Raw genomic sequence first — 23,715 nt, forward strand, 5'->3', positions numbered from 1 at the left:
GTCAAGGGGAGTTCGGTAAAGTGTAAAATCATGATGGAAAAAAATGAGATAAGCTTCTACGGGGAGGTTGTAGCCAAGGTTTTTCAAGATTTGCCTTAAGAGGGACTCGCTTCGTTTCAGCTGGGGGAGGGGGGCTTTTATTTCGTTGCCGGAAAGTGTTCTCAGCCGGTCGCCTTCGTAAACCACAAACCAGGAACCATATCTGTGAACATTTTTCGAATTATTATAAAGACATTTAAAAGCCCGGCGGGTTCCGCCAGGCTTTTTCTTCCCATCATGCCGTTTTCGCTTTTAGGATGGAAACCCTGATTTTGATTGTAATCGCTGCGAAATAAACGAATGTTGCGAGCGAAATGTAAATCCATGCTTCAACGACTTGCGGATTTCTCCACAAACCAGCCATTGATAGCAGGGAGGGGAAAGTCAGGGTAAGCCATGATTGGATGAGGGCAACCTTGCCGACATAGGCATCGATTTTTTTGCCCAGGCTGTTCAATAAAAAGAACAGGAACCAGAGATATGCCCACATCAGCCATGTCAGTGTGCTGACGATATCCTCGAAATGGAGATAAGCTGCAACTGCATAAATGACTGCAACCACTGCCACCCAAAGGGAATACCAGCCAAGGCCGCTTCCATTAAGGTCTTTCAATATAGTTACACCCACATATAAATAAGTGAAGCCGAACAAAAAAATGCTCGCGAGGCTGAAGATCGTCCAATTGCTCTGGTCTGACACGATAATGAGATATAATGGGACGATCACCTGGAGTGCACCGATAAAAAGATTGAAGACAGCAGCGCTTTTCGCATCTGCCTTCCCCATAAGCATCAAGCCATTCAAGAACAATGCTGCGCCTGACAGCAATAAACCTGCATCTCCCATGATGTTTGGCCGTAACACCCAATCGTCCTACGGCCTTTCCTCCTTTTTCTATAAGCTGTTTGAAACCATTGGTGGTTTAGGGGAATCGCTTCACTGGAAATGATGGCTCCGCAGCAAAGCGAGCGGCCGGGAATGGGTCCAACTTCCCAATCCAGACAGTCTGCCAAAAGAAAAGGCAACTCCTTTGGAAGGAATTGCCCTTCTTCTAATCTATCTTCATTTTTCCATATCTTTCGACGAAAAATAGCCCGGAAGGATTTCATCAATCGTTGTTTCCTTGACATCGCCATTCAAGTTGGCAAGATAAATCTTTGTTTCGTCTGTCGCGAATTCAGCGATTACCTGGCGGCAGGCACCGCATGGAGAAATCGGACCTTCCGTGTCCCCGACTACTGCGATTGCCTTGATTTCCTTTTCCCCTTCAGATACAGCCTTGAAAATGGCGGTCCTTTCAGCACAGTTCGTCAGGCCATAAGAAGCGTTTTCAATATTGCAGCCAAGATAAAGGTTGTCATTGCCGGTGATGATAGCGGCGCCGACTTGAAAATCAGAATATGGAACGTATGCTTTGCTTCTAGCTTCAATCGCTTTTTCAATCAGGATGTTTTTATCCATCGGAGCATTCCCCATTCCTAAGATAATTTTTGAAGATCAGTATGAAGAATCAGAGGCCAGCCCATTCATGATTGCCACACCTGAGCTTGCTCCAATTCTTGTTGCGCCTGCTTCGATCATCTTCTGTGCATCCTCCAGGCTTCTGACACCGCCGGAAGCTTTTACTCCAATGTCTGGACCTACTGTCTTCCTCATCAACGCTACATCTTCAGCGGTTGCTCCGCCTGTTGAGAACCCAGTGGAAGTCTTGACGAAATCAGCACCGGCATTTACAGATAGCTTGCAAGCCATGGTTTTTTCTTCGTCTGTCAACAGGCAGGTTTCTATGATGACTTTTGTTAAAGCTTTGCCTTTTGCTGCTTCTACAACTGCTTTGATATCCTTTTCGACTGCATCGTACTGCTTGTCTTTTAAAGCGCCGATATTAATGACCATATCAACTTCAGTCGCTCCGTTTTCGATGGCGTTCTTTGTTTCGAATGCTTTTACTTCCGAAGTGGAAGCGCCAAGCGGAAAACCGATGACCGTACAGACCTTCACTTCCTCTGTATCTTTCAATACCTCTGCAGCTGTCTTAACCCAGGTCGGGTTCACGCATACAGACGCGAATTTATATTCTTTTGCCTCTTCAGCCAATTTAACGATTTGTGTTTCCGTAGCCTCTGCCTTTAGCAAAGTGTGGTCGATCATCCTGTTTAATTCGTTTGTCACCTAAATCAAACCCTTTCGTATCCAAAGTATGTTGAAACGCTTTCAAAAAGAATAAAAAATTTTAAGGCTGTATTTTTTAGGGAAATCTTACATAATCACTATATCAGGCGATTGAACATTTGTAAATAAGTAAATGAACATATGTAAAAACTTGAGTGAAAATACATAGATATGTCACAATTAAAGAAGTAAACAAGAGTCAAAGGTGCCGGATAAATCCTTTTGACAATTAGGAGCTATTTCATTATAGTTGCAGTATAATGAAATATCATTTCCTGCATAGCGGGAGAGGTTCATAGCAGACACCCTCTATAAAAAACTATGGCTTTGATGGACATCAACCATATCCAGGAGGATATGGTTTTTTATTTTTTCCAGGGCTGATCAGGAAGCAGGACCTCTGCTTGCGCATGCAGAAATACTAGGAGGGCTTTTAAAATGGCAGGTAGAAAAGAAGAGGAAATGAAAGATTTAACTTTGCTTGGGAATCAGGGAACGAAATATTTGTTTGAATACAGCCCGGAAATTCTTGAGACATTCGACAACAAACATCCATACCGCGATTATTTCGTGAAATTCAATACTCCGGAATTCACAAGCCTATGCCCAATCACCGGACAGCCTGATTTTGCTTCTCTCTATATCAGTTACATTCCCGATGAACTGATGGTTGAAAGCAAGTCATTGAAGCTGTATTTGTTCAGCTTCAGGAATCATGGGGATTTCCATGAGGATTGCATTAACATTATCATGAATGATCTGATCAAGTTGATGGATCCCAAGTACATTGAGGTGTGGGGCAAATTTACGCCAAGGGGCGGGATTTCGATCGATCCGTACACGAACTATGGCAAGCCCGGAACAAAATATGAAAACATGGCTGAGTACAGGCTGATGAACCATGATATGTACCCCGAAAAAGTCGATAATCGCTGAAACTACTCTGTTATTTTTGTATTGCCTGGAATTCATCGAATTATACCAAAGCGAAAGCTATACGTTGTTGGATGAAAAAGGAGCTGCCCTGGACAAGTCCGGGAAGCTCCTTTTTTAGTGATTTTTCAGGACGAAAAATCTTTGCCTATCGTACATATACCAGTTCCTTCGGATATTTCGTCAGGATTTCAATCCCTTCGTCTGTAACGACGACATCATCTTCAATCCTTACTCCTGCCACGCCAGGAACATAAATGCCTGGTTCAATTGTGAAGACCATTCCTTTTTCAAGCGGAAGATTGTTCGTGTTTGTCATCGATGGGAATTCATGGACACTGATTCCAAGTCCGTGGCCAAGCCGGTGCGGGAAGTAATCACCATAGCTTGCGCTCTCGATCACATTCCTGGCTGCAAGGTCGACATCCGAGCTTTTCACTCCCGCACGTGCTTTATCAAGCGCAGCCAACTGGGCTTTCAGCACAGTAGTGTAAATCTCTTCCTGCTTTTCGTTCAAATCGCCATATGCAACGGTCCTGGTAATATCGGAACAATAACCCTCCCATATGACCCCGAGATCGAACAGGACAAGGTCCCCCTTCTTGATTTTCGTCAGGCCTGGAGTCCCGTGAGGGGATGCAGCGTTCTTGCCGGTGAGTACCATTGTGGAGAACGACATCTCAGTGACGCCTTTTTTCTTCAGTTCATATTCAATGGCGGCAAGGATTTCGAGTTCTGTTTTCCCTTCCTTGATCTCACTGACCCCTGTTTCGATTGCGAAATCGGCAAACTCGCATGCCTTCTTGATTTTAGCCAGTTCGTCGTCCGATTTCACCATCCGCATTAGGTGGAGTTTTTCTTCAGCTGAGACAAATTGTGAATCAGGGAACAATGAAACAAGTTTTTCATAGCGATCGACATTCAATTGTTCTTTTTCAATCGCTGTCCGCTTGATTGAAGGGGCGCGCTTCCTGATTGCGTTATAGGCTAGCTCCATCGCATCATCCGTATCGCTGTAGCCAATAAGTTCCAGGCTCCATCCTGCGTTCTTTGCATTTTCCTTGTCCATCGCAGGGCAAATCATGAAAGGTTCGGCATCCTTGAAAACTGCTATCGCGAGCAGGCGTTCATGAGGGTCGCTTAGGAACCCGCTTAAGTAGAAGACATTATCGGGAGAGGAGATGAAAACAACATCGATATCTTTTTCTCTCATCCACCCTGATAATGCTGACAGTCGATCTGTCATTGAAACCACTCCTTCGTTATGTATCTCCAATTATCACATTAGCAATTCAGGCGGGAAAAGTAAAACTTTTATCTGTTCAAAAACCGGGTATAACAAATGTGGGAAGGATTTTACACTGCTGCGTTGAAATAACAATTAAGGACGTTTTAAAAGGAGAGATTGGAATGAAAGTATCTTATCATGGCCATTCTGTTGTTAAAATTGAAACAGGCGGGACAACGATTTTCATTGATCCATTCATTACTGGCAACGGGCTGACTGACTTAAAAGTGGAAGACGTCAAGGCTGATGTGATCATCTTGACCCACGCCCATGAAGATCATCTAGGGGACACACTGGAATTGGCGAAAAAGCACGATTCACTTGTCATTGCAAATTACGAATTGGCTACATATTTGGGACGGAAGGGTCTCAAGACGCACCCAATGAGCATTGGCGGGGCCTATGAGTTTGATTTTGGAAAAGTGAAATTCACTCCGGCCTTCCACGGTTCAGGCATTGAGACGGAAAATAACGAAATCCTTTATGGCGGAATGCCGGCTGGCGTCCTTGTCATGGCGGAAGGGAAAACCTTGCTCCATGCAGGAGATACGGCACTATTTTCGGATATGAAGCTCATTGGGGAGAGGCATCCGATCGACCTTGCCTTCCTGCCAATCGGCGATAATTTTACGATGGGACCGGAAGATGCAGCCCTGGCGGCTGAATTTCTTGGCGCAAAGGTGATCGTGCCGATCCACTTCAATACGTTCCCGCCGATCAAGCAGGATCCGCATGCCTTTGTAAAATCTCTTAAGAAAAAGAATGGAAAGGTCCTAGAGGCCGGGGAATCCATCGTTTTGTAATCTATCGCTGCACAAGCCTTTACTTGTGCAGCTTTTCCCTTATCAAGGGAGTGGAGTTGGCGAATTGGAAACAAAGTGATGATCCGGCACAGCCTCGGATATTTTGAATGTAGGATCCGCTTTCTCTTAACGATCCGTCTTCAACCAGCAGGCACGGCTATTCCTTTTTCAATGCCGTAACGCTAGGCAATCGGTTCAATCGCACCGTACGGGGCATAGGCGTGAACCGTCCGATTGACAGGCTGCTTGTATTTTTCTTTTACAGGGATGCTATTTTTTCTTCCGCTGGCATAGATATTTAATTGAGACAACCTTAGGAGGGTGAAAATGAAGAAAAACCGCTATTTATTGTATCTTTTATTGTGCGGGCTGATGTTCTATATCGCGATTCCTGAGCTAAGCTTTGCGCAGGGAAGGATGGAAGGGATTTATGCCGCTTCCTGGCTTTTTTTCGGCCTGCTCGTGTTTGCGGGGAACCTGGCAGCCTATCTGTATTCGCCAAGGAAAAGCAGGATTTCCGGAAGAACAATAACCGGACCTGGAAAAAAGAAAAAGGCTCGTCTGTTTGCTGGCTGATCATTCAGCCATTTTTTATTTGGTAATCTGATGTTCCATCCGGCTGGAAGGGAATGCGGACCGCGATTTAATAATAAACCTGTTGGTACGATTGAATCAGGGCTTCTTTCACTTTATAATGAAAATGGATAGATATACTAAGAGATCGGAAATTTAAAATAAAGGGTGAAAGACTTGGCAACAAAGCATGAACAAATACTTCAATATATAGATCAATTGCCAATAGGAGAAAAGATTTCGGTCCGCCAGATCGCCAAGGCGCTGAATGTGAGCGAGGGGACTGCTTACAGAGCCATCAAGGATGCCGAGGTAAAGGGATACGTCAGCACGATTGAACGTGTCGGCACAATCAGGATCGAGAGGAAGAAGAAAGAGAATATCGAGAGACTCACTTTTGCCGAGGTTGTCAATATCGTTGATGGTCAAGTCCTCGGCGGGAAGGCCGGTCTACATAAAACCCTCAATAAATTCGTCATCGGCGCAATGAAGCTGGAGGCGATGATGCGTTATACAGGTGCTGGGAACCTGCTGATTGTAGGAAACCGCGACAAGGCGCATGAGCAGGCCTTGAAAGCCGGGGCGGCCGTCCTTGTCACAGGCGGCTTCGATGCTGAGGACCATGTCAAGAAGCTGGCAGATGAATTGCAGCTTCCAATCATATCAAGCAGCTATGACACCTTTACAGTTGCCACCATGATCAATCGCGCGATTTATGATCAGTTGATCAAAAAGGAAATCATCCTTGTCGAGGATATCCTGACACCAGTTTCCGAGACCATCTTCCTGAGAAACGATGAGAAAGTCTCCGATTGGTACCGTTATAAGGAGGAGACTTTGCACAGCCGTTTTCCAGTCGTCGATCACGGCATGAAGGTGATCGGCATGGTTACTCCGAAGGATGCCATGGGTCACGATTTCGATACACCAATTGAAAAAACCATGACGAAAAATCCGATGACTGTCAGCGGAAAGACAAGCGTTGCTTCTTCAGCCCATATGATGGTCTGGGAAGGAATCGAGGTCCTGCCGGTCGTCGATGATTCGAACAGGCTGCTTGGGATCGTAAGCAGGCAGGACGTCCTGAAAGCCCTGCAAATGATTCAGCGCCAGCCCCAAGTAGGGGAAACAATAGATGATACAATCACCAGCCAGATTGTGATCACCAGGGGAAAAACGAAGGATGAAGACATATTCCGCTGCCAGGTCACCCCGCAAATGACCAATCATCTCGGAACGATTTCCTATGGGGTGTTTACGACAGTCGTGACTGAAGCTGCGAACAGAGTGTTAAGAGGCTATAAAAAAGGAGACCTTGTCGTCGAGAACATGACGATTTATTTCATGAAGCCCGTCCAGATTGACAGTATCATTGAAATTTATCCTAACGTTCTTGAAGTCGGAAGGAAATTTGGGAAGGTCGACATCGAAGCCTATAATGATGGTGTCCTAGTCGGAAAGGCGATGATGATGTGCCAGCTCATTGACAGGCAATAAGGATTACGTAGGGCTTTTTTGTCTTACGGGGATTTTGTAAGGCAGTAGAGGAGTCGTTGGCGTGAATCCATCCAGCAAAGGAATGATGATCTCTTTACACGCTGATCAAAAACCTAATTAACCTAGAAAAAAAGCAGTCCAAATTCACTTGGACTGCCCAGTTTGTAGACAAAAGGGGTTCGGAATGTTTTCATTCCGAACCCTCAAGCGTTATATGTATCTATTTTAAAATAGACTTATGTTTAGTTCCACGCTAAGTTTGGAAGTCCTGTTGATTAGAGTGGAAGGCGCGTAGACTCCTGCGGGCTCAGCTGGACAGGTGAGACCCCGCAGACGCCAACGGCGGTGAGGAGGCTCACCGCCAGCCCCGCGGAAAGCGAAGCGCCTGGAACGGAAATCAACAGCCCCATTCCAGCACCAACAAAAAAACTGTAAACAAACACGATTTTCATCGAGTTTGTCTACAGTCTGAGCAGTCCAAATTCACTTGGACTGCCTTTTTCGTTTCTGCATATGAAAATAGACCTGGTGACCAGCCTTTCCGTTTTCACGTCATTTTGCTTCTTCAGCCTCTTTTGCGGCGATTGGCAAAAAGTATTTATAGGCCTTGAATCCGGCCCACGCACTCATTGAACCGATGATGATGAAAATCGATGCCACGATGTAAGTGACGGTTGTATGGAACAGGAACAGCTGATTCACGCCGAACAGAGCTACAAACAGGCCAAGCGCGATGCTTGATTTTGCCGAAAGCCATTTGCGTTCCGCCGGGCGACGGCTGCGGACATATTTCACCTTATAGTAAATATAAAATACAAAAGATATGACTATCAGTGCTGCGAGTATTGGCATTTCATTTCCCCCAAATTCAAAATCAATTCCATTTTAACGTTAATCCTGAATGATTTCCATCCCTGGGTCCCCTAACATCACCTTCTATGTATCTTTCTTTTCTTTTTCAGGAAAAATGGTCATAATCAATATATGAACTTGATGAAGGAGCAAACAGATGAAAGCGCAAATTTTGGAAGCTATCAAAAAGTATCAAACAATCATCATCCACCGCCATGTCCGTCCGGATCCTGATGCTTACGGTTCGCAAGGAGGCTTGGCAGAGATCCTTAAAGAATCCTATCCTGGGAAAAATATTTATACAGTTGGGCAGGAAGAGCGGTCCCTCCATTATTTGAGGCGTTTGGACACAGTTCCTGATGAAGCTTTCGCAGGTGCACTTGTGATCGTATGTGACACTGCAAACGCTGAACGTATTTGTGATGGCCGCTATCGACGCGGGGAAATGCTCGTTAAAATCGACCATCACCCGAATGAGGATCCATATGGGGACCTTCAGTGGGTGGATACAACGGCAAGCTCGACGAGTGAAATGATCTATGAGCTTTATCTATCATCCAAGGAAGAAGGATTGAGGATGAACGACGAGGCAGCGAGACTGCTGTATGCCGGGATTGTTGGCGATACGGGGCGGTTCCTGTACCCGAGCACTACGAACAAAACATTTGCTTACGCAGGGGAACTGATCCATTATGATTTTTCGCGGACAGAGCTATATAATAGCATGTATGAACTGCCGGCAGACGTTGTGAAATTAAATGGATATGTCCTCCAGAATTTTGAAATGCATGAAAGTGGCGTGGCAAGCGTCATGATGAAGCAAGAATTGTTAAAGAGATATTCGGTGATTCCCTCTGAAGCATCTCTGCTTGTGAGCGAGCTGGGAAATGTATCGGGAATCAAGGCATGGGTGTTTTTTATTGAAGAGGAAGACCAAATAAGGGTGCGCCTGCGTTCAAAAGGGCCTGTCATCAACGGTGTTGCCAGGAAATACAACGGAGGCGGGCATCCCTTGGCTGCGGGCGCTTCGATCCATTCATGGGAACAAGTTGGCCAGGTTCTATTCGACCTGATCGAAGCTTGCAAAGAATAACGAATGGCCCTCGCCGTCAGGCAGGGCCATCCATATTTCAATCCAGCATGATTTCAACCTGGATGCTGACAGATGTGTAGATGACCATCGATTTTATTTTCAGCTTGAATCGTTTGTCATTGACAGGGATCGACTGGCTTTCAATCAGCTTCGTGATCAGCTCCCGGCTCTTGAAAACGGAATCCAGGTCTTTGGCAAGCAGCATATTCAGCTGGGTTTTTGTCTGTTCTTCAATCTCATAGATGCTTAACGCATCGAGGTACTGCTTGTATTTTTTATCATTCGCGATTTTGACTTTTATCTCCTGGACAGTCAGCTTTTCCTCGTTTTTTTTGTTCAGTTCCGCATAATCTTCCTGCCAGATTTTTATATCGCTTTCGAGTTCAGCGATTTTATCCTGTTGTTCATGGATCTTCTTCGCATTCTTTTCCATCCATACGCCATTGATATATAAAAACAAGACCCAGCTCAAGATCGCACCGACAGCCATACCGGAAAAGAAACGCTGCCATGCAGGCTTGCGGTAATAAGCAGGAATCCTCATTTCAGACATGCTCCTGTGTCAGCCAACTGATGAGGAGCGCTCCAGTTTGCGCGCCTCCCATTGCGGTCAGGATCAGTAAAAATTGCTTGAAGATATCCTTCGTTTCCCCATTGAGCAGTCCTCTTTCAAAGCTGTAGACTGTATCGAACGTGCCCCCAATCGCAGCGATGATCGCCCAGATCCGGATGGAGTTCGACAGTCGGCTGATTTCTGTCAGCAATGGCTGGCCTGTCAGGAAGGAAGCGATCGCTCCAACCAGAGAACCGCCAAGTAAAACGCCAAGCGCAATGAAATAGCTTTCGAAAAGATGGGAAACAAATGGCTGATTCATCGAAACCACCCTCTGGATAAAAGTCTGATGCCCTTGTAATTCCATCATATGGACATCCTGCCTTCAATATGTTTAAAGTTGCGGATTGGATGAGAACGTATTTTCTTTTTGCTGTCTTACAGCCTATAATACTAGTAGAAACCATAAGGGTGTGAGAAAGATGCCATTTATTCACCTTCATGTTTATAGTGCCTATAGCCTCCTGACAAGCACTGCCACAGTCGGGCAGCTCGTCCGCGATGCCAGGGAAAAAGGATTTCCCGCTCTGGCGCTGACCGACAGGAATGTCATGCATGGGGCTGTGGCGTTTTATAAAGAGTGCTTGAAGAACTCGATCAAGCCTTTGATGGGACTGACTGCGGATATTATCAGCGATATTTCAGCAGGAGATTCGTTTCCGCTTGTCCTCCTCGCAAGGGATAACCAGGGGTTTCAAAACCTGATCAAGATTTCGAGTGCAGTACAGACGAAATCTCCGGATGGAATCCCGATCAAATGGCTAAAGCATTATGCAGAAGGACTTATTGCTTTAACCCCAGGAAACGAAGGGGAAATAGAGTATTATTTATCAACTGGCCAAACAGGAAATGCCGCTGCGGCAGTAGAATTGTATAAGAAGATGTTCGGAAGGGAGAATTTCTATCTGTCCTTGCAGGACCACGGACTTGCAGGGCAGCAGGAATTAATGGAGAGCCTTGCCCGGCTGGGAACGGAGACGGATACACCGCTCGTGGCTGCAAACCAGGTCCATTATTTGAAAAGGGATGATTCGTTCGCTCAGGAATGCCTGCTGGCGATCAAAAATGGAGATAAACTCAGCGATGATGGAAGAGAAATGCTAGGAAGCGACCAATTTTACCTAAAGACGAGCGCCGAAATGTGCGAGTTATTTTCAGATTATCCTGAAGCTCTCGAAAATACGCTGGACATCGCGGAACGCTGCAATGTCATGCTCGACTTTGAAACGAGGCATCTCCCAAAATATCCTGCAGGACAAGGCAAACAGGCAGGGGAATTATTGGAGGACCTATGCTTCAAGGGTCTTAGGGAGCGCTATGGATCACCCTCCAAAGAACACATCGGCAGGCTAAAGTATGAGCTGTCGATCATCAAAAGAATGGGCTTCAGTGATTACTTTCTCATTGTATGGGACTTTATGAAATACGCAAGGGAAAAAGGCATCCTCACAGGACCGGGACGAGGTTCGGCTGCTGGGTCGATCGTATCATTTGTATTGTTCATAACGGATGTCGATCCCATCAAACATGGTTTGCTGTTTGAGCGCTTCCTCAACCCAGAGCGCATATCGATGCCGGACATTGATATCGACTTCCCCGACAATCGAAGGGACGAGGTGATTGAATATGTCGCCGGGAAATATGGGGAGCTTCACGTCGCCCAGATTGTCACATTTGGGACACTTGCGGCCAAAGCAGCCGTCAGGGATGTCGGACGAGCCTTCGGATTGAATCCAAAGGAGCTTGACCGTCTCTCCAGGCTTGTGCCGTCACGGCTTGGCATCACCCTCAAAGATGCGATTGCCGAATCGGAAGGTCTCAGGAATTTCATGGAGGAATCCCTTTCAAACAGAAGGATTCTCGAAACTGCCCTCAAGATTGAAGGGCTGCCGCGCCATACATCGACGCACGCCGCTGGTGTGGTGATCAGTGAGGAACCGCTGACGAATGTCGTTCCAATCCAGTCAGGGCAGTCCAATGTCTTTCTGACCCAATATTCAATGGACCATCTTGAGGAAATCGGGCTGCTTAAAATGGACTTTCTTGGATTGAGGAACCTGACCCTGATTGACTCAATCCTTACCTCGATTTATAAAAAGACGGGAAGGAAGTTCGATATCCATGATATTCCGTTCAATGATGAAAAAACGTTTCGCCTCCTGAGCAGGGGTGAGACAAGCGGGATTTTCCAGCTTGAATCCGAGGGAATGAGAAAAGTGCTGACAAGACTGAAGCCGACCCGCTTCGAGGATATCGTGGCAGTCAACGCACTCTATCGCCCTGGGCCGATGGAAAATATCCCGTTGTTCATTAACCGAAAGCATGGAAATGAACCAATCGATTACTACCATAAAGACCTGGAATCCGTCTTGGCCAATACCTATGGCGTGATTGTCTATCAGGAGCAAATCATGCAAATCGCATCTGTCATGGCAGGCTTCTCGCTCGGTGAAGCTGACCTGCTCCGCAGGGCTGTCTCCAAGAAGAAAAAGGAAGTCCTGTCACAGGAAAGGGACCATTTTATCAATGGTGCGCTTAATAAAGGATATGACGAGGGAACGGCGAATAAAATCTATGACCTGATCGTCCGGTTCGCGAATTATGGATTTAACCGCAGCCATGCCGTGGCCTATAGCATGATTGCCTATCAGCTTGCATACTTGAAGGCTAATTATCCGCTATATTTCATGGCGGCACTCCTTACATCCGCAATCGGGAACGATTCGAAAATCGCCCAATATGCCAGGGAATTGCAGCAAATGGACATTAAACTCTTCCCGCCATCAATCAACAAAAGTGCGTTCAGCTTCCTTCCTGAAGGAGGCGGGGTCCGTTACAGCCTTGCTGGTATCAAAGGTGTCGGCATCGCAGCCCTTAAAGAGATATTCCAGGCAAGAAGGAACCATCCGTTTAAAGATGTGTTCGACTTTTGCATCCGCGTGCCGCATAAAGCAGCATCCAGAAAAGTCCTTGAAGCCCTTGTGTATTCCGGCGCCTTTGATGAATTCGGCAAAGATCGCGCTGTCCTGCTAGCGACAATCGATGTTGCGATTGAACACGCCCAGCTTGTCGCTCCTGAGGGTTCTGGTCAAATCGATATGTTTGAGGATGACGAATTTTCACTCAAGCCAAAATATACGGAAGTCGATCCAATGAGGATAGAAGATAAGCTCTCTATGGAAAAAGAAGTGCTTGGAGTATATTTATCGAAACACCCGGCATCTATCTTTGAACAGGAATTCAAAGCTGCAGGCGTAAAACCGGTCGCATCGCACACTGCAGGCCAAAGGGCAAGGCTCGGGGTCTACATAACCGAGCAGAAGAAAATCCGTACGAAGAAGGGCGAAGCCATGGCTTTCCTAACCTTAAGTGATGCGAGCGGAGAGATTGAGGGGGTCGTTTTCCCGACTGTTTTCAAACAGGTTGGCCATTTATTGACTAAAGGAACAATCACGCTTGTCGAAGGCCGGTTTGAAACGAGGGAGGGAAACAGCCAATTCATTGTCCGCGCTGTGCCGGACCTGAAAAAAGAAGCAGCAAAATCTCAGGGGAAAAGGCCGGCTCTCTATGTAAGGATCGAGAAGGAAGCGGATTTTGCGGAAAAGATGAATGAACTTAAAGCTTTTTTACAAAAGCATCCAGGCGACATACCTGTCATTGTCTATCATGAAGGAGCGGGAAAGACGCTCTTTCTCGGCAGGGAGTCCATGGCAGATGCAGCGGACAGCAGCATGGAAATGCTTAGAAAGAAATTAGGCGAAAACAATGTAGTCCTGAAAAATTAGTCCTTTACAAAGGAAAGAATTGTGTTATATTGGAAAAGAATATGTGTGGTCAGACCACTTTAAACGGCGACTTTTCAAAATTAAGGAGTGGACCTAACTTGACTTTACGTGAAGAAGCTTTACACATGCACCTCATAAATAAAGGGAAATTAGAGTCAAAATCAAAAGTGCCTGTAACGAACGCCAGGGATTTAAGCCTTGCCTACTCCCCTGGGGTTGCAGAGCCATGCAAGGAAATTTATGATAAACCGGAAACTGTTTATGATTATACAATGAAAGGCAATATGGTCGCGGTTGTTTCGGATGGAACTGCTGTCCTGGGCCTTGGGAACATCGGACCTGAGGCCGCACTTCCTGTAATGGAAGGAAAAGCCGTACTGTTCAAGAGCTTTGCAGGGGTTGACGCATTCCCGATTTGCCTGAATACGACGGATATCGATAAGATTGTTGATACTGTCAAGCTTCTTGAACCTACTTTTGGAGGCGTCAACTTGGAGGATATCGCGGCTCCAAGCTGCTTCGCGATCGAGGAAAGGCTGAAAAAGGAAACGAATATCCCGGTTTTCCATGATGACCAGCATGGAACGGCAATCGTGACAGTGGCCGGGCTTGTGAATGCCCTTAAGATTACAGGGAAGAAAATGAATGAAATCAAAGTGGTGGCCAATGGTGCAGGTGCGGCAGGAATTGCCATCATCAAGCTTCTATATTCTTATGGTGTCCGTGATATCATCATGTGCGATACGAAGGGCGCCATTTATGAAGGCCGGCCGAACGGCATGAACGCTATCAAGGATGAAGTCGCTAAATTCACAAATAGGGATAGTGTAAAAGGCAGCCTCGTTGAAGCAATCAAAGGCGCTGATGTCTTCATTGGCGTATCAGTCGCAGGGGCGCTGACAACAGAAATGATCCAGACAATGAATCGTGATCCGGTCATTTTCGCGATGGCCAATCCAATTCCGGAAATCATGCCCGATGAAGCGAAGGCGGCAGGTGCGAAGGTGATAGGAACAGGCCGTTCCGACTTCCCTAACCAGGTAAATAATGTTCTGGCATTCCCGGGCATTTTCCGCGGCGCACTTGACGCAAGGGCAACCCATATCAATGAGAAAATGAAGGTTGCGGCCGTTAACGCAATTGCCGGCCTGATCCATGATTCGGAGCTATCAAGCGATTATGTCATCCCGGGTCCATTTGATCCAAGAGTGGCGCCTGAAGTGGCAGCCGCTGTGGCAAAAGCAGCTATGGAAACAGGAGTTGCACGGATTAAAGTGGATCCCAACGAAGTAAAAGAACGTACAAGGCGATTGGCGGCCATTGGAAAAGGTGAGTGAACGCTGAGTGGTCCAACCTAAAAAGAACACAAAGGTATACGTGGAGATTGTCAGGCAGCTAAGAAAAATAATTGAAAAAGATGGATTGAAAATCGGAGATAAGATTCCTTCGGAACGTGAACTTTCAGAGCGCCTCAATGCAGGGCGCTCCTCCGTTCGGGAGGCCCTGCGGGCGCTGGAACTCCTCGGACTGATTGAAACTAGGAGGGGAGAAGGGACCTTCATCAGGGATTTTCGGGGAAATCAGCTTGTCCAATTATTAAGCACCTTCATCCTGCAGGATGAAAAAGCAAAGTTGGACGTGGTCGAAACAAAATACATGATTGAAATAGATTGCTTATACCTTTCTGCTGCTAAAATGCATGAAGGCGAATGCCAGCTTCTAAAGGACTGGATAAAAGGGGAACATTTTGAGGATGAGGAATTTTTCAAAAAAATTGCCAGATATGCGGATAATCATCTTTTTTACCGGATATGGAACATACTGAATGATTATTATAAATCACTTAATTTGAAAATCTCGCCTGCGGCAAAGGAAGATTATTATCATCTTGCTGAGGCGCTTGAAAGCAAAAAAGAAGAGCTGATCCTGGAAAAGTATCGAAAGCTGCGGAAAATGTCGGCGAATGGATGACAGCATCCAGCATCTTTTGCAAAAAGGATGTTATATAGTTTAGGACATGCCCGGCAAAAACTTAGAAGGCTGCAGGTCTTTCTTTTTCACTTAAGTGGTCTGGCCACTAGTCTGATAGGACTAAAAGGGTTATGGATAAGATAAGCAAAAAGACGGAGGGGGTTTTTGTTTGCTGAAAGAACTTTTTACTAAGACAAAAAAGAAGAAATACGCTACGATCCCATCTGAAGCAGCGAAGCAGGATGTCCCAGAAGGAATCATGACAAAATGCCCGAGCTGCAAGAAGATTATGTATACAAAAGAATTGAATAAGAATAACAAGGTATGTATCCAGTGCGGGTATCATCACCAGATGGATTCAGCCGAACGGATCAAAAGCTTCCTTGATGAAGGAAGCTTCAGGGAGTTTGACCATGAACTTGTCTCCGGCAACCCATTGGGCTTCCCGGAATACGCCGAAAAACTTGAGAAGGATCGCCGGAAAACAAAGCTGAATGAGGCTGTCGTGACTGGGGTTGGCAGTGTCAATGGCCACGATGTCGTCATCGCGGTCATGGATGCAAACTTCAGGATGGGAAGCATGGGCTCTGTTGTTGGTGAAAAAATAGCAAGAGCGATTGAAAAAGCCGATGAGCTTTCAATCCCTTTTATCATCTTCACAGCTTCAGGCGGGGCAAGAATGCAGGAAGGCGTTCTGAGCCTTATGCAAATGGCGAAAACAAGTGTTGCTCTCAAAAGGTTAAGTGACAATCGAGGTTTGATCATATCGATCATGACCCATCCAACTACCGGTGGGGTATCTGCGAGCTTTGCTTCGCTTGGTGATTATAATCTCGCGGAGCCGGGAGCGTTGATTGGTTTTGCAGGCCGAAGGATCATTGAACAGACAATTCGTGAGGAACTGCCTGAAGATTTCCAGACATCTGAGTTCCTTCTGAAACACGGACAGCTGGATGCGGTCATTTCCAGGGTTGATTTAAAGGAAAAGGTCGCAGGGATCCTTGAAATCCATCAGCCAGGAGGGAGATTCGCATGGCAGGAGAACTAGAATTTGAGAAACCAGTAATTGAGCTTCGCAAGAAAATCAGCGAACTGAAAGAATTCACGAAGAATACAGATGTCGATTTGTCAGCTGAAATCAACAAACTGGAAGCCAGGCTGGAGAAGCTTGAGGCAGAAATATACCATAACATGAAACCATGGGACCGTGTACAGATTGCCCGCCATCCAAGCAGGCCTACGACTCTTGAGTATATTTCCCTGCTTTTCACTGATTTTTTCGAATGCCATGGGGACAGGCTATTTGCCGACGATGAGGCCATCGTAGGCGGGATTGCGAAATACCATGGAGTGCCGGTGACCGTGATTGGCCATCAAAGGGGAAAGGATACGAAGGAGAATATTCGCAGGAACTTCGGGATGCCGCATCCGGAAGGATACCGGAAAGCCTTGAGGCTGATGAAGCAGGCTGAGAAATTCAAGCGTCCGATCCTATGCTTCATCGATACAAAGGGTGCCTATCCAGGAAAGGCGGCAGAAGAACGCGGACAGAGCGAGGCTATTGCCCGCAACCTGTTTGAAATGGCGGGGCTGAAGGTACCAGTCGTTTGCGTCGTCATCGGGGAAGGCGGAAGCGGTGGTGCCCTTGCGCTCGGTGTTGGAAATCACATTCATATGCTGGAAAACTCGACCTACTCCGTCATCTCACCAGAAGGTGCCGCCGCCATTCTCTGGAAGGATGCATCACAGGCGAAAAAAGCTGCAGAAACAATGAAAATCACTGCCCCTGACTTAAAGGAGCTGGGAATCATCGATGAGATCATCCCCGAAGTCAAAGGAGGCGCACATAAAGATGTGGCCCAGCAAGCCAAATATATGGATAAGATTCTAAAAGAATCATTGACCAGTTTACTGTCGATGAATGAAGAAGATATAATCGAACAAAGATATCAAAAATACAAACGAATTGGCGAGTACTCGGTTCCTAACGAATTTATAGGAGTAAAATAGGGCGTGCATGATTGCACGTTTTATTTTTTATAGAGAATCGTGGACATTCTTGGGACGGCTTCGGCTCCATGACAGGGAGCCCCAGCTCCTTCCAGAAGGGAAGCAAGGGAAGCGTCTTTCAAGGAAATGAACGACATTGATTCATTTCCTCAACTGGAAAAAGGGTTAAAAGCGCTTCCAGTTATACGATAATTCCGTCTTTATGTCAATATGGAGGATTCAGTTGAGATACTAGAGGGTACATGTTATTTTAGAACTACTCACGGTAATCTGTTCCCGTCTGGAGGATGGCAGGTTATCCAGCATAAGAGAATTATTTTTTAAATGTACATAGATGAAATTGAATGAGGTGATGGTTATGAAAAGGATTGGGGTTTTGACAAGCGGAGGCGACGCCCCTGGCATGAATGCGGCAATTCGCGCGGTCGTTAGGAAGGCAATCTATCATGAGATGGAAGTGTATGGAGTTTTCGGCGGTTATGCAGGACTCATCAACGGCAATATCAAGAAGCTTGAATTAGGTTCAGTTGGTGATATCATCCACCGTGGAGGCACGTTCCTTTATTCCGCGCGCTGTGACGAATTCAAAACAAAAGACGGGCAGCAAAAAGGAATCGAACAGCTTAAAAAGCTTGACATTGATGGTCTGGTCGTCATCGGCGGTGATGGTTCATACCGAGGAGCCAAGGCGCTGACCGAACAGGGCTTTCCGTGTGTCAGCGTTCCGGGAACCATCGATAACGATATTCCTGGAACAGAGTTCACAATCGGCTTTGATACCGCGCTGAATACTGTGATCGATGCCGTCGACAAAATCCGTGATACCGCTTCTTCACATGAAAGGACATTCATCATTGAAGTGATGGGCCGCGATGCAGGTGATCTAGCCCTGTGGGCAGGACTAGCCGGTGGAGCGGAAACAATTTTGATTCCTGAGGACAATCCTGATATGGAGGATATTGCAAATAGGCTGAAAAAAGGCCATGAGCGTGGCAAGAAGCACAGTATCATCATTGTTGCCGAAGGTGTAATGAGTGGATATGAATTCGGGAAACAACTTAAGGAAGCTACAGACTTCGATACCAGGGTCACCGTTCTGGGGCATGTGCAGCGTGGAGGTTCTCCAACAGCATTTGACCGCGTACTGGCAAGCCGGCTTGGAGCGAGGGCGGTTGAACTTTTGATTGATGGCAGAGGCGGACGGGCCGTAGGCATCGAGAAAAATGAATTGGTTGATTATGACATCATCGAAGCTTTGTCAAAAGAACATACTGTTGATATTAACTTATATAAATTATCGAAAGAATTATCGATATAATTTCTTTATAGTGAACCAGGAGGTTGCGAGCTATGCGCAAAACGAAGATTGTTTGTACGATTGGCCCTGCAAGTGAAAATGTAGAAAAACTAATTCAATTAATGGAAGCAGGCATGAATGTTTCCCGCCTGAATTTTTCGCATGGAAACCACGAGGAGCATGCAGCCCGTATCAAGAACATCAGGGAAGCTGCCGAAAAGACAGGAAAAAGCATCGGGATCCTGCTGGACACAAAAGGGCCAGAAATCCGTACACACGAAATGGAAAACGGAGCTATCGAGCTTAAGACAGGACAGGAAACCATCGTTTCCATGGAACAAGTACTCGGGACAGCAGAAAAATTCTCTGTAACATATGATCGTCTGATTGAAGATGTCCATACCGGTGCAAAAATCCTCCTCGATGACGGCTTGATCGGTCTTGAAGTGACTAGTATTGATAAAGCGAATAATGAAATTAGAACAAAGGTCTTGAACAGCGGGACGTTAAAAAATAAGAAGGGTGTCAACGTTCCTGGTGTTTCAGTCAAGCTTCCAGGCATCACCGAAAAGGATGCCCAGGATATCCTTTTCGGAATAGAACAGGGGATTGATTTCGTTGCGGCATCATTTGTCCGCAGGGCTTCGGATGTCCTTGAAATCCGCCAGTTGCTTGAAGAGCATGACGGCACTCATATCCAGATTATCCCAAAGATTGAGAATCAGGAAGGCGTAGACAACATTGATGAAATTCTTGAAGTTTCCGATGGACTTATGGTAGCGCGTGGGGACCTTGGAGTTGAAATTCCTGCAGAAGAAGTACCTCTTGTCCAAAAAGAATTGATCAAAAAATGTAACGCACTAGGCAAGCCGGTCATTACGGCAACGCAAATGCTAGACTCCATGCAGCGCAATCCACGACCTACCCGTGCGGAAGCAAGCGATGTTGCAAATGCAATCTTCGATGGTACTGATGCAATCATGCTTTCAGGTGAGACGGCAGCAGGCCTGTATCCTGTTGAAGCTGTACAGACAATGCATAGCATTGCTTCAAGGGCAGAACAGGCGCTTGACCACAAAGAGTTATTATCAGCGAGAAGCAAGGAATCAGATCACAATATGACCGATGCGATCGGACAATCGGTTGCGCATACAGCGTTGAACCTTGACGTCAATGCAATCATCACTCCGACAGAGAGCGGGCATACAGCCCGGATGATTTCTAAATATCGTCCTAAGGCGCCAATCGTTGCCTCCACATCTAACGATCATGTAGTCCGCCGGCTTGCGCTTGTCTGGGGCGTTTATCCGCTTCTTGGCCAGAAGGCTGAAACAACGGATGAAATGCTGGATCTGGCAGTTGATGTCAGTGTGAACAGCGGTCTTGTTTCACATGGCGATCTGGTTGTCATCACAGCCGGAGTCCCTGTCGGTGAAGCCGGAACAACGAACCTGATGAAGATCCACGTAGTTGGTGATATCCTTGCGAAAGCACAAGGAATCGGCAGGAAATCAGCATATGGGAAGGTCGTCATTGCCAAGGATGCCCAGGAAGCATTGGACAAAGTCAAGGAAGGCAGCATCCTGGTGACGATAGGCTCTGACCGTGAAATGGTGCCAGCCCTCGAGAAGTGCAGCGCACTGATCACAGAGGAAGGCGGATTGACAAGCCATGCGGCTGTTGTCGGCCTGAATCTTGGCATCCCCGTCATCGTTGGTGTCGAAAATGCGATGAAACTGTTCCGCGATGGGCAGGAAATCACTGTTGATTCTGCCAGAGGTGTCATCTATAACGGGCATGCAAGTGTTCTTTAACAGAAAAATATAAGAAGGGTGGGGCAATCCCATCCTTCTTTTCAACTGGTTATTGCACACGGGCGCCTCTTCCAGTTCAAACATTCATCCGCTTCAACCCTTGTTGCGCTTCCAGGAGGTGCCCTTGAGGGGAAAATATAGTTAGAGAAGCCGGTATTGAAGCTTTGAAGCAGGGGGTGATTCTGCCCTGCGCCGCCTGCATCCGCAAAGCATCCAGGGGGGATTCCTGGGCAGGCCCTATCCGAGACGGCAAGATCGCTGCTGGTTTCATCCCCCAGACTTGCCGCAGGGATGTCGCAGTGGCATATGCACCTTCTTCAAAGAGCTTTTTCTTGGACCAAAAATTTGTTTCGGCTGAAAACCGCAAATATAATTAAAAGTGACAGGCAGATAATAAGAGGTGTAGCATGAAGTATCTTTTTCTGTTAATAATCATAGTTCCAGCTGCCGAAATTGGCATCCTGCTTGTTTCCGGCCAGCTGATCGGTGTTTGGCCGACCATCCTTCTCATCATCTTCACTGGTGTCCTTGGAGCTTACCTTGCGAAGCAGCAGGGGCTGGAGACAATCAGGAGGGCACAGGAGCAATTACGAAGAGGAATGATGCCTGGGGATGCGATTCTTGATGGCATAAGTGTCCTGGTTGGCGGCACTTTGCTATTGACGCCTGGCTTTGTGACCGATACCACCGGTTTCCTGCTGCTCGCTCCGCCAACGAGGAAATTCTTCAAGGCTTTGATGCTGAAGCTGTTCCGGAATTGGATCAACAAAGGAACAATCAAAGTCATTCGTTAGAAAAACGCCAACATGGATTGGCGTTTTTCTACTTTATGACAGGCTGATTATTTCCTTTGATGAAGGCCCACAGATCGCGGAAGACATTCGCGCGCTGCAGGGTTTTGAAAATGACGAGAGTGACAGGGCCGGCAATGAGCCCAAGGAATCCAATCGTCTTGAAGCCGACAAAAAGAGCAATCAGCGTTGCAAGCGGATCAAGCCCGATGCTGGATGACAGGATTTTCGGCTCCATCACCTGCCGCTGGACCAGGACAACTATGTAAAGGATCCCAAGTCCGATCGCCATGCTCATTTCCCCGGCAATCGCTTCATAAATAATCCAAGGAACGAAAACTGCTCCAGTCCCGAGGTATGGAATGATATCAACAATCCCAGTTATAAGTGCGATTGTAATAGCGTAGTCGACCCTCAGGATCAAAAGGCCGATCAGGATGATTACGGTCGTAAGCGAAATCAAGGTTGCCTGGGCTTTGACGAATCCGAAAAGTGCTTTCTTCAAATCTGCGAATACAGTTTTGCTGCTGTGCTTCGCTTTTGCTGGCAACAGCCTGGTCCCCAATGCCGACAGCCGGTACCAATCTTTGCTGATGAAGAATGTCCCGAGAAGGGAGAAGATCAGGACGGTTGCCGCATTCGGGAACCATGACAGGATATTGGGGATTTTTTCAAAAAAATTCTTGATGAAATTTCCGGCAGTCGCTCCGATGGTCGCCCCGACGTTCTGGATGTTTTCCACAATCGTATCCTGCTGGCCTGTTTCAAGGTTCTGAAATAGCCCGGTCAGCTGGTTGTAGAGCGGGATGATCTGCGCGGCGAATAAATGCTCGATATAATCGATCAAGGTGACGAGATGTTCAGGAACGACACGGGCGAGGTATTCGGCTCCTGAAGCAATTTCTACTACAAGCAAAGTGATCAACCCTGCAAAGACCGAGAAGATCAGGGTCAAGCCTACAATTACAGCAAGGGCCCGAGGCATCTTTGCTTTGGCAACAAGGAAATTGACGAGGGGATTCATCATGAATGCAATGATGAAGCCGATGATGAATGGGTATGTAACCTTTGAAACATAAAACAAAGCCAGTGCCCCGGCTATGACAGAGCCGATGACCAGGATGAATCTTAATGCCCTGTTAATGTATACGTGATTCAAGCAAATTTCCTCCTTTTAATCTTGACCGGCTGGAAGGGCCATATTTTTATATCATACCAGCTGGCAGACGTCTCCGAAAGCTTACAGTAATATACGGAGCATTTATAAAAAAGATTCGACTGGCAATCTTAAAAATCCTTTTTAAGGAGGAAATGTTCATGACAGCTTCATTCATGACTTCGATATTTCAGTCAAGAGGGAGAAGGATTGGTAGGGAGCATCCTGATTTGGAGATGGGTTTTCATTATGTTAAAATAGCTTTGACCGTGGAAGGATGGAAGATGAATGCTTGAACCTTTATTGTTTCTGTTTATCCTGTTGGGAATTGCCTTCGTGGCAAAGAACCAATCACTGATCATTGCCGTGCTCGTTTTGCTTGTGATGAAACTGGCGGGCTTTGAAGCGAAGACCTTTTCATTCATCCAGGGAAAGGGGATCAATTGGGGCGTGACAATCATAACGATCGCAGTCCTTGCCCCGATTGCCAGTGGGGATATCGGCTTCAAAGATTTGTCAGGGGCTTTTAAGTCGCCATATGCCTGGATTGCCTTAATATCAGGCATGGCAGTCGCATTGCTTGCGAAAGGCGGGGTGACATTGCTTGCTGAAGATCCGCATATCACGACGGCGCTTGTATTAGGGACCATCCTTGCCGTCTCTCTGTTCAAAGGGGTTGCTGTAGGCCCCCTGATTGGCGCGGGAATCGCTTTTGCAGCAATGAAAATATTCGAATTGTTCAAGTAGCCTTTTTTTAAAATAATATTTTCCCCTGTTTTAAGTTCTTTTCGTTCACAAAAGTCTGATAATTGTTTATAATAGGACATGTAACTGTTCCCATCCTTTTACAGGATGGGCGGACAGGAGTCTGCGGTTGTTTTTTCCTTATAGTGAAATGTAAGCATTTTCTTTTTGCCATTTGTCTGAGCAAGCGCTCGATGAACGGCAACTGGGCAGGAAGCATCCATTGATGATTGGTCTGTCGCTGGGGAGCCATCCAGCTTTGTACAGCCTCCGGGCTAATAAT

General features: G+C 46.5%; 23 protein-coding genes. 15 read left to right on the plus strand and 8 right to left on the minus strand.

All coding sequences use genetic code 11. The features are described 5' to 3' along the window. Positions 1-274: 274 nt before the first annotated feature. From JJQ88_RS06545 to deoC, 3 genes are all read right to left on the minus strand, one after another. Positions 275-886, minus strand: a complete 612-nt coding sequence (locus tag JJQ88_RS06545; RefSeq protein ID WP_210365013.1) for an AmiS/UreI family transporter — start codon at positions 884-886, stop codon at positions 275-277. A 216-nt stretch (positions 887-1,102) separates the two neighbouring features. Next, positions 1,103-1,501 carry a cytidine deaminase gene (locus tag JJQ88_RS06550; RefSeq protein ID WP_210364929.1) on the minus strand — a complete coding sequence of 133 codons (399 nt, stop codon included), beginning with the start codon at positions 1,499-1,501 and terminating at the stop codon, positions 1,103-1,105. Positions 1,502-1,537: 36 nt separating this feature from the next. Continuing rightward, a complete protein-coding gene (deoC, locus tag JJQ88_RS06555; RefSeq protein WP_210365014.1) occupies positions 1,538-2,191 on the minus strand; it encodes a deoxyribose-phosphate aldolase in 654 nt (217 codons plus the stop codon). A gap of 459 nt (positions 2,192-2,650) precedes the next feature. Here deoC and queF point away from each other — a divergent pair, with 459 nt between their 5' ends. After that, positions 2,651-3,148 carry a preQ(1) synthase gene (gene queF, locus JJQ88_RS06560; RefSeq protein ID WP_210364930.1) on the plus strand — a complete coding sequence of 166 codons (498 nt, stop codon included), beginning with the start codon at positions 2,651-2,653 and terminating at the stop codon, positions 3,146-3,148. A 145-nt stretch (positions 3,149-3,293) separates the two neighbouring features. On the opposite strand, the gene JJQ88_RS06565 is transcribed toward queF, so the two are convergent. Beyond that, on the minus strand, positions 3,294-4,391 hold the full coding sequence (locus tag JJQ88_RS06565; protein WP_210364931.1) for a M24 family metallopeptidase: 1,098 nt from the start codon (positions 4,389-4,391) through the stop codon (positions 3,294-3,296). Between the two features lie 164 nt (positions 4,392-4,555). Between JJQ88_RS06565 and JJQ88_RS06570 the strand changes: the two genes are divergently transcribed. The 3 genes from JJQ88_RS06570 to JJQ88_RS06580 all read left to right on the plus strand — a co-directional run bounded on the left by JJQ88_RS06570 (position 4,556) and on the right by JJQ88_RS06580 (position 7,306). Continuing rightward, positions 4,556-5,236, plus strand: coding sequence for a metal-dependent hydrolase (locus tag JJQ88_RS06570; RefSeq protein ID WP_210364932.1), 681 nt, complete (start codon positions 4,556-4,558; stop codon positions 5,234-5,236). Positions 5,237-5,563: 327 nt separating this feature from the next. Next, a complete protein-coding gene (locus tag JJQ88_RS06575; protein ID WP_210364933.1) occupies positions 5,564-5,812 on the plus strand; it encodes a hypothetical protein in 249 nt (82 codons plus the stop codon). A gap of 174 nt (positions 5,813-5,986) precedes the next feature. After that, positions 5,987-7,306 (plus strand): CBS domain-containing protein, encoded by a 1,320-nt coding sequence (locus tag JJQ88_RS06580; RefSeq protein WP_210364934.1) that lies wholly within the window; start codon positions 5,987-5,989, stop codon positions 7,304-7,306. Between the two features lie 552 nt (positions 7,307-7,858). Here JJQ88_RS06580 and JJQ88_RS06585 read toward each other — a convergent pair. Then, a complete protein-coding gene (locus JJQ88_RS06585) occupies positions 7,859-8,158 on the minus strand; it encodes a YtpI family protein (protein WP_210364935.1) in 300 nt (99 codons plus the stop codon). 157 nt (positions 8,159-8,315) lie between these two features. On the opposite strand from JJQ88_RS06585, the gene JJQ88_RS06590 reads away from it, so the two are divergent. Further along, on the plus strand, positions 8,316-9,251 hold the full coding sequence (locus tag JJQ88_RS06590; RefSeq protein WP_210364936.1) for a DHH family phosphoesterase: 936 nt from the start codon (positions 8,316-8,318) through the stop codon (positions 9,249-9,251). Between the two features lie 37 nt (positions 9,252-9,288). On the opposite strand, the gene ytrI is transcribed toward JJQ88_RS06590, so the two are convergent. Next, entirely contained in the window at positions 9,289-9,795 is a 507-nt protein-coding gene (ytrI, locus tag JJQ88_RS06595; protein WP_210364937.1) for a sporulation membrane protein YtrI, read from the minus strand. Between the two features lies 1 nt (position 9,796). Further along, positions 9,797-10,126 carry a sporulation membrane protein YtrH gene (ytrH, locus tag JJQ88_RS06600; protein WP_210365015.1) on the minus strand — a complete coding sequence of 110 codons (330 nt, stop codon included), beginning with the start codon at positions 10,124-10,126 and terminating at the stop codon, positions 9,797-9,799. Positions 10,127-10,286: 160 nt separating this feature from the next. Between ytrH and dnaE the strand changes: the two genes are divergently transcribed. The 8 genes from dnaE (at position 10,287) to JJQ88_RS06640 (ending at position 21,535) form a co-directional block, all read left to right on the plus strand. Beyond that, positions 10,287-13,649, plus strand: coding sequence for a DNA polymerase III subunit alpha (gene dnaE / locus JJQ88_RS06605; protein ID WP_210364938.1), 3,363 nt, complete (start codon positions 10,287-10,289; stop codon positions 13,647-13,649). Between the two features lie 98 nt (positions 13,650-13,747). Further along, positions 13,748-14,986, plus strand: coding sequence for an NADP-dependent malic enzyme (gene ystJ, locus JJQ88_RS06610; RefSeq protein WP_210364939.1), 1,239 nt, complete (start codon positions 13,748-13,750; stop codon positions 14,984-14,986). 7 nt (positions 14,987-14,993) lie between these two features. Continuing rightward, positions 14,994-15,620, plus strand: coding sequence for a FadR/GntR family transcriptional regulator (locus JJQ88_RS06615; RefSeq protein WP_210364940.1), 627 nt, complete (start codon positions 14,994-14,996; stop codon positions 15,618-15,620). Between the two features lie 169 nt (positions 15,621-15,789). Then, positions 15,790-16,668: an acetyl-CoA carboxylase, carboxyltransferase subunit beta gene (gene accD, locus JJQ88_RS06620; protein ID WP_210364941.1), complete on the plus strand. Its 879-nt coding sequence runs from the start codon at positions 15,790-15,792 to the stop codon at positions 16,666-16,668. Then, positions 16,653-17,630 carry an acetyl-CoA carboxylase carboxyl transferase subunit alpha gene (accA, locus tag JJQ88_RS06625; RefSeq protein WP_210364942.1) on the plus strand — a complete coding sequence of 326 codons (978 nt, stop codon included), beginning with the start codon at positions 16,653-16,655 and terminating at the stop codon, positions 17,628-17,630. Before accD ends, accA begins: the two co-directional genes overlap by 16 nt. A gap of 358 nt (positions 17,631-17,988) precedes the next feature. Then, on the plus strand, positions 17,989-18,948 hold the full coding sequence (gene pfkA / locus JJQ88_RS06630) for a 6-phosphofructokinase (RefSeq protein WP_210364943.1): 960 nt from the start codon (positions 17,989-17,991) through the stop codon (positions 18,946-18,948). 32 nt (positions 18,949-18,980) lie between these two features. After that, positions 18,981-20,741, plus strand: coding sequence for a pyruvate kinase (gene pyk / locus JJQ88_RS06635; protein ID WP_210364944.1), 1,761 nt, complete (start codon positions 18,981-18,983; stop codon positions 20,739-20,741). A gap of 407 nt (positions 20,742-21,148) precedes the next feature. Continuing rightward, positions 21,149-21,535: an FxsA family protein gene (locus JJQ88_RS06640; RefSeq protein WP_210364945.1), complete on the plus strand. Its 387-nt coding sequence runs from the start codon at positions 21,149-21,151 to the stop codon at positions 21,533-21,535. A gap of 28 nt (positions 21,536-21,563) precedes the next feature. On the opposite strand, the gene ytvI is transcribed toward JJQ88_RS06640, so the two are convergent. Further along, the gene (gene ytvI / locus JJQ88_RS06645) at positions 21,564-22,691 is read right to left on the minus strand and encodes a sporulation integral membrane protein YtvI (RefSeq protein WP_210364946.1); all 1,128 of its coding nucleotides are present in this window, start codon (positions 22,689-22,691) and stop codon (positions 21,564-21,566) included. Positions 22,692-22,849: 158 nt separating this feature from the next. Here ytvI and JJQ88_RS21455 point away from each other — a divergent pair, with 158 nt between their 5' ends. Both JJQ88_RS21455 and JJQ88_RS06650 read left to right on the plus strand, forming a co-directional pair. Then, positions 22,850-22,984 (plus strand): hypothetical protein, encoded by a 135-nt coding sequence (locus JJQ88_RS21455; RefSeq protein WP_282597669.1) that lies wholly within the window; start codon positions 22,850-22,852, stop codon positions 22,982-22,984. Continuing rightward, the gene (locus JJQ88_RS06650) at positions 22,977-23,435 is read left to right on the plus strand and encodes a DUF441 domain-containing protein (RefSeq protein WP_210364947.1); all 459 of its coding nucleotides are present in this window, start codon (positions 22,977-22,979) and stop codon (positions 23,433-23,435) included. The genes JJQ88_RS21455 and JJQ88_RS06650 overlap by 8 nt, the downstream gene beginning before the upstream one ends. Positions 23,436-23,715: the final 280 nt, after the last annotated feature.

The organism is Bacillus sp. REN3, assembly GCF_017912555.1.
Taxonomy (GTDB): Bacteria; Bacillota; Bacilli; order Bacillales; family Cytobacillaceae; genus Mesobacillus.

Coding starts and splice junctions, on each gene's coding strand:
- JJQ88_RS06545 (WP_210365013.1), bottom strand. CDS start 886: ATGGGAGATGCAGGTTTATTGCTGTCAGGCGCAGCATTGTTCTTGAAT.
- JJQ88_RS06550 (WP_210364929.1), bottom strand. CDS start 1,501: ATGGATAAAAACATCCTGATTGAAAAAGCGATTGAAGCTAGAAGCAAA.
- deoC (WP_210365014.1), bottom strand. CDS start 2,191: ATGATCGACCACACTTTGCTAAAGGCAGAGGCTACGGAAACACAAATC.
- queF (WP_210364930.1), top strand. CDS start 2,651: ATGGCAGGTAGAAAAGAAGAGGAAATGAAAGATTTAACTTTGCTTGGG.
- JJQ88_RS06565 (WP_210364931.1), bottom strand. CDS start 4,391: ATGACAGATCGACTGTCAGCATTATCAGGGTGGATGAGAGAAAAAGAT.
- JJQ88_RS06570 (WP_210364932.1), top strand. CDS start 4,556: ATGAAAGTATCTTATCATGGCCATTCTGTTGTTAAAATTGAAACAGGC.
- JJQ88_RS06575 (WP_210364933.1), top strand. CDS start 5,564: ATGAAGAAAAACCGCTATTTATTGTATCTTTTATTGTGCGGGCTGATG.
- JJQ88_RS06585 (WP_210364935.1), bottom strand. CDS start 8,158: ATGCCAATACTCGCAGCACTGATAGTCATATCTTTTGTATTTTATATT.
- JJQ88_RS06590 (WP_210364936.1), top strand. CDS start 8,316: ATGAAAGCGCAAATTTTGGAAGCTATCAAAAAGTATCAAACAATCATC.
- ytrI (WP_210364937.1), bottom strand. CDS start 9,795: ATGAGGATTCCTGCTTATTACCGCAAGCCTGCATGGCAGCGTTTCTTT.
- ytrH (WP_210365015.1), bottom strand. CDS start 10,126: ATGAATCAGCCATTTGTTTCCCATCTTTTCGAAAGCTATTTCATTGCG.
- dnaE (WP_210364938.1), top strand. CDS start 10,287: ATGCCATTTATTCACCTTCATGTTTATAGTGCCTATAGCCTCCTGACA.
- accA (WP_210364942.1), top strand. CDS start 16,653: ATGGCAGGAGAACTAGAATTTGAGAAACCAGTAATTGAGCTTCGCAAG.
- pfkA (WP_210364943.1), top strand. CDS start 17,989: ATGAAAAGGATTGGGGTTTTGACAAGCGGAGGCGACGCCCCTGGCATG.
- pyk (WP_210364944.1), top strand. CDS start 18,981: ATGCGCAAAACGAAGATTGTTTGTACGATTGGCCCTGCAAGTGAAAAT.
- JJQ88_RS06640 (WP_210364945.1), top strand. CDS start 21,149: ATGAAGTATCTTTTTCTGTTAATAATCATAGTTCCAGCTGCCGAAATT.
- JJQ88_RS21455 (WP_282597669.1), top strand. CDS start 22,850: ATGACAGCTTCATTCATGACTTCGATATTTCAGTCAAGAGGGAGAAGG.
- JJQ88_RS06650 (WP_210364947.1), top strand. CDS start 22,977: ATGCTTGAACCTTTATTGTTTCTGTTTATCCTGTTGGGAATTGCCTTC.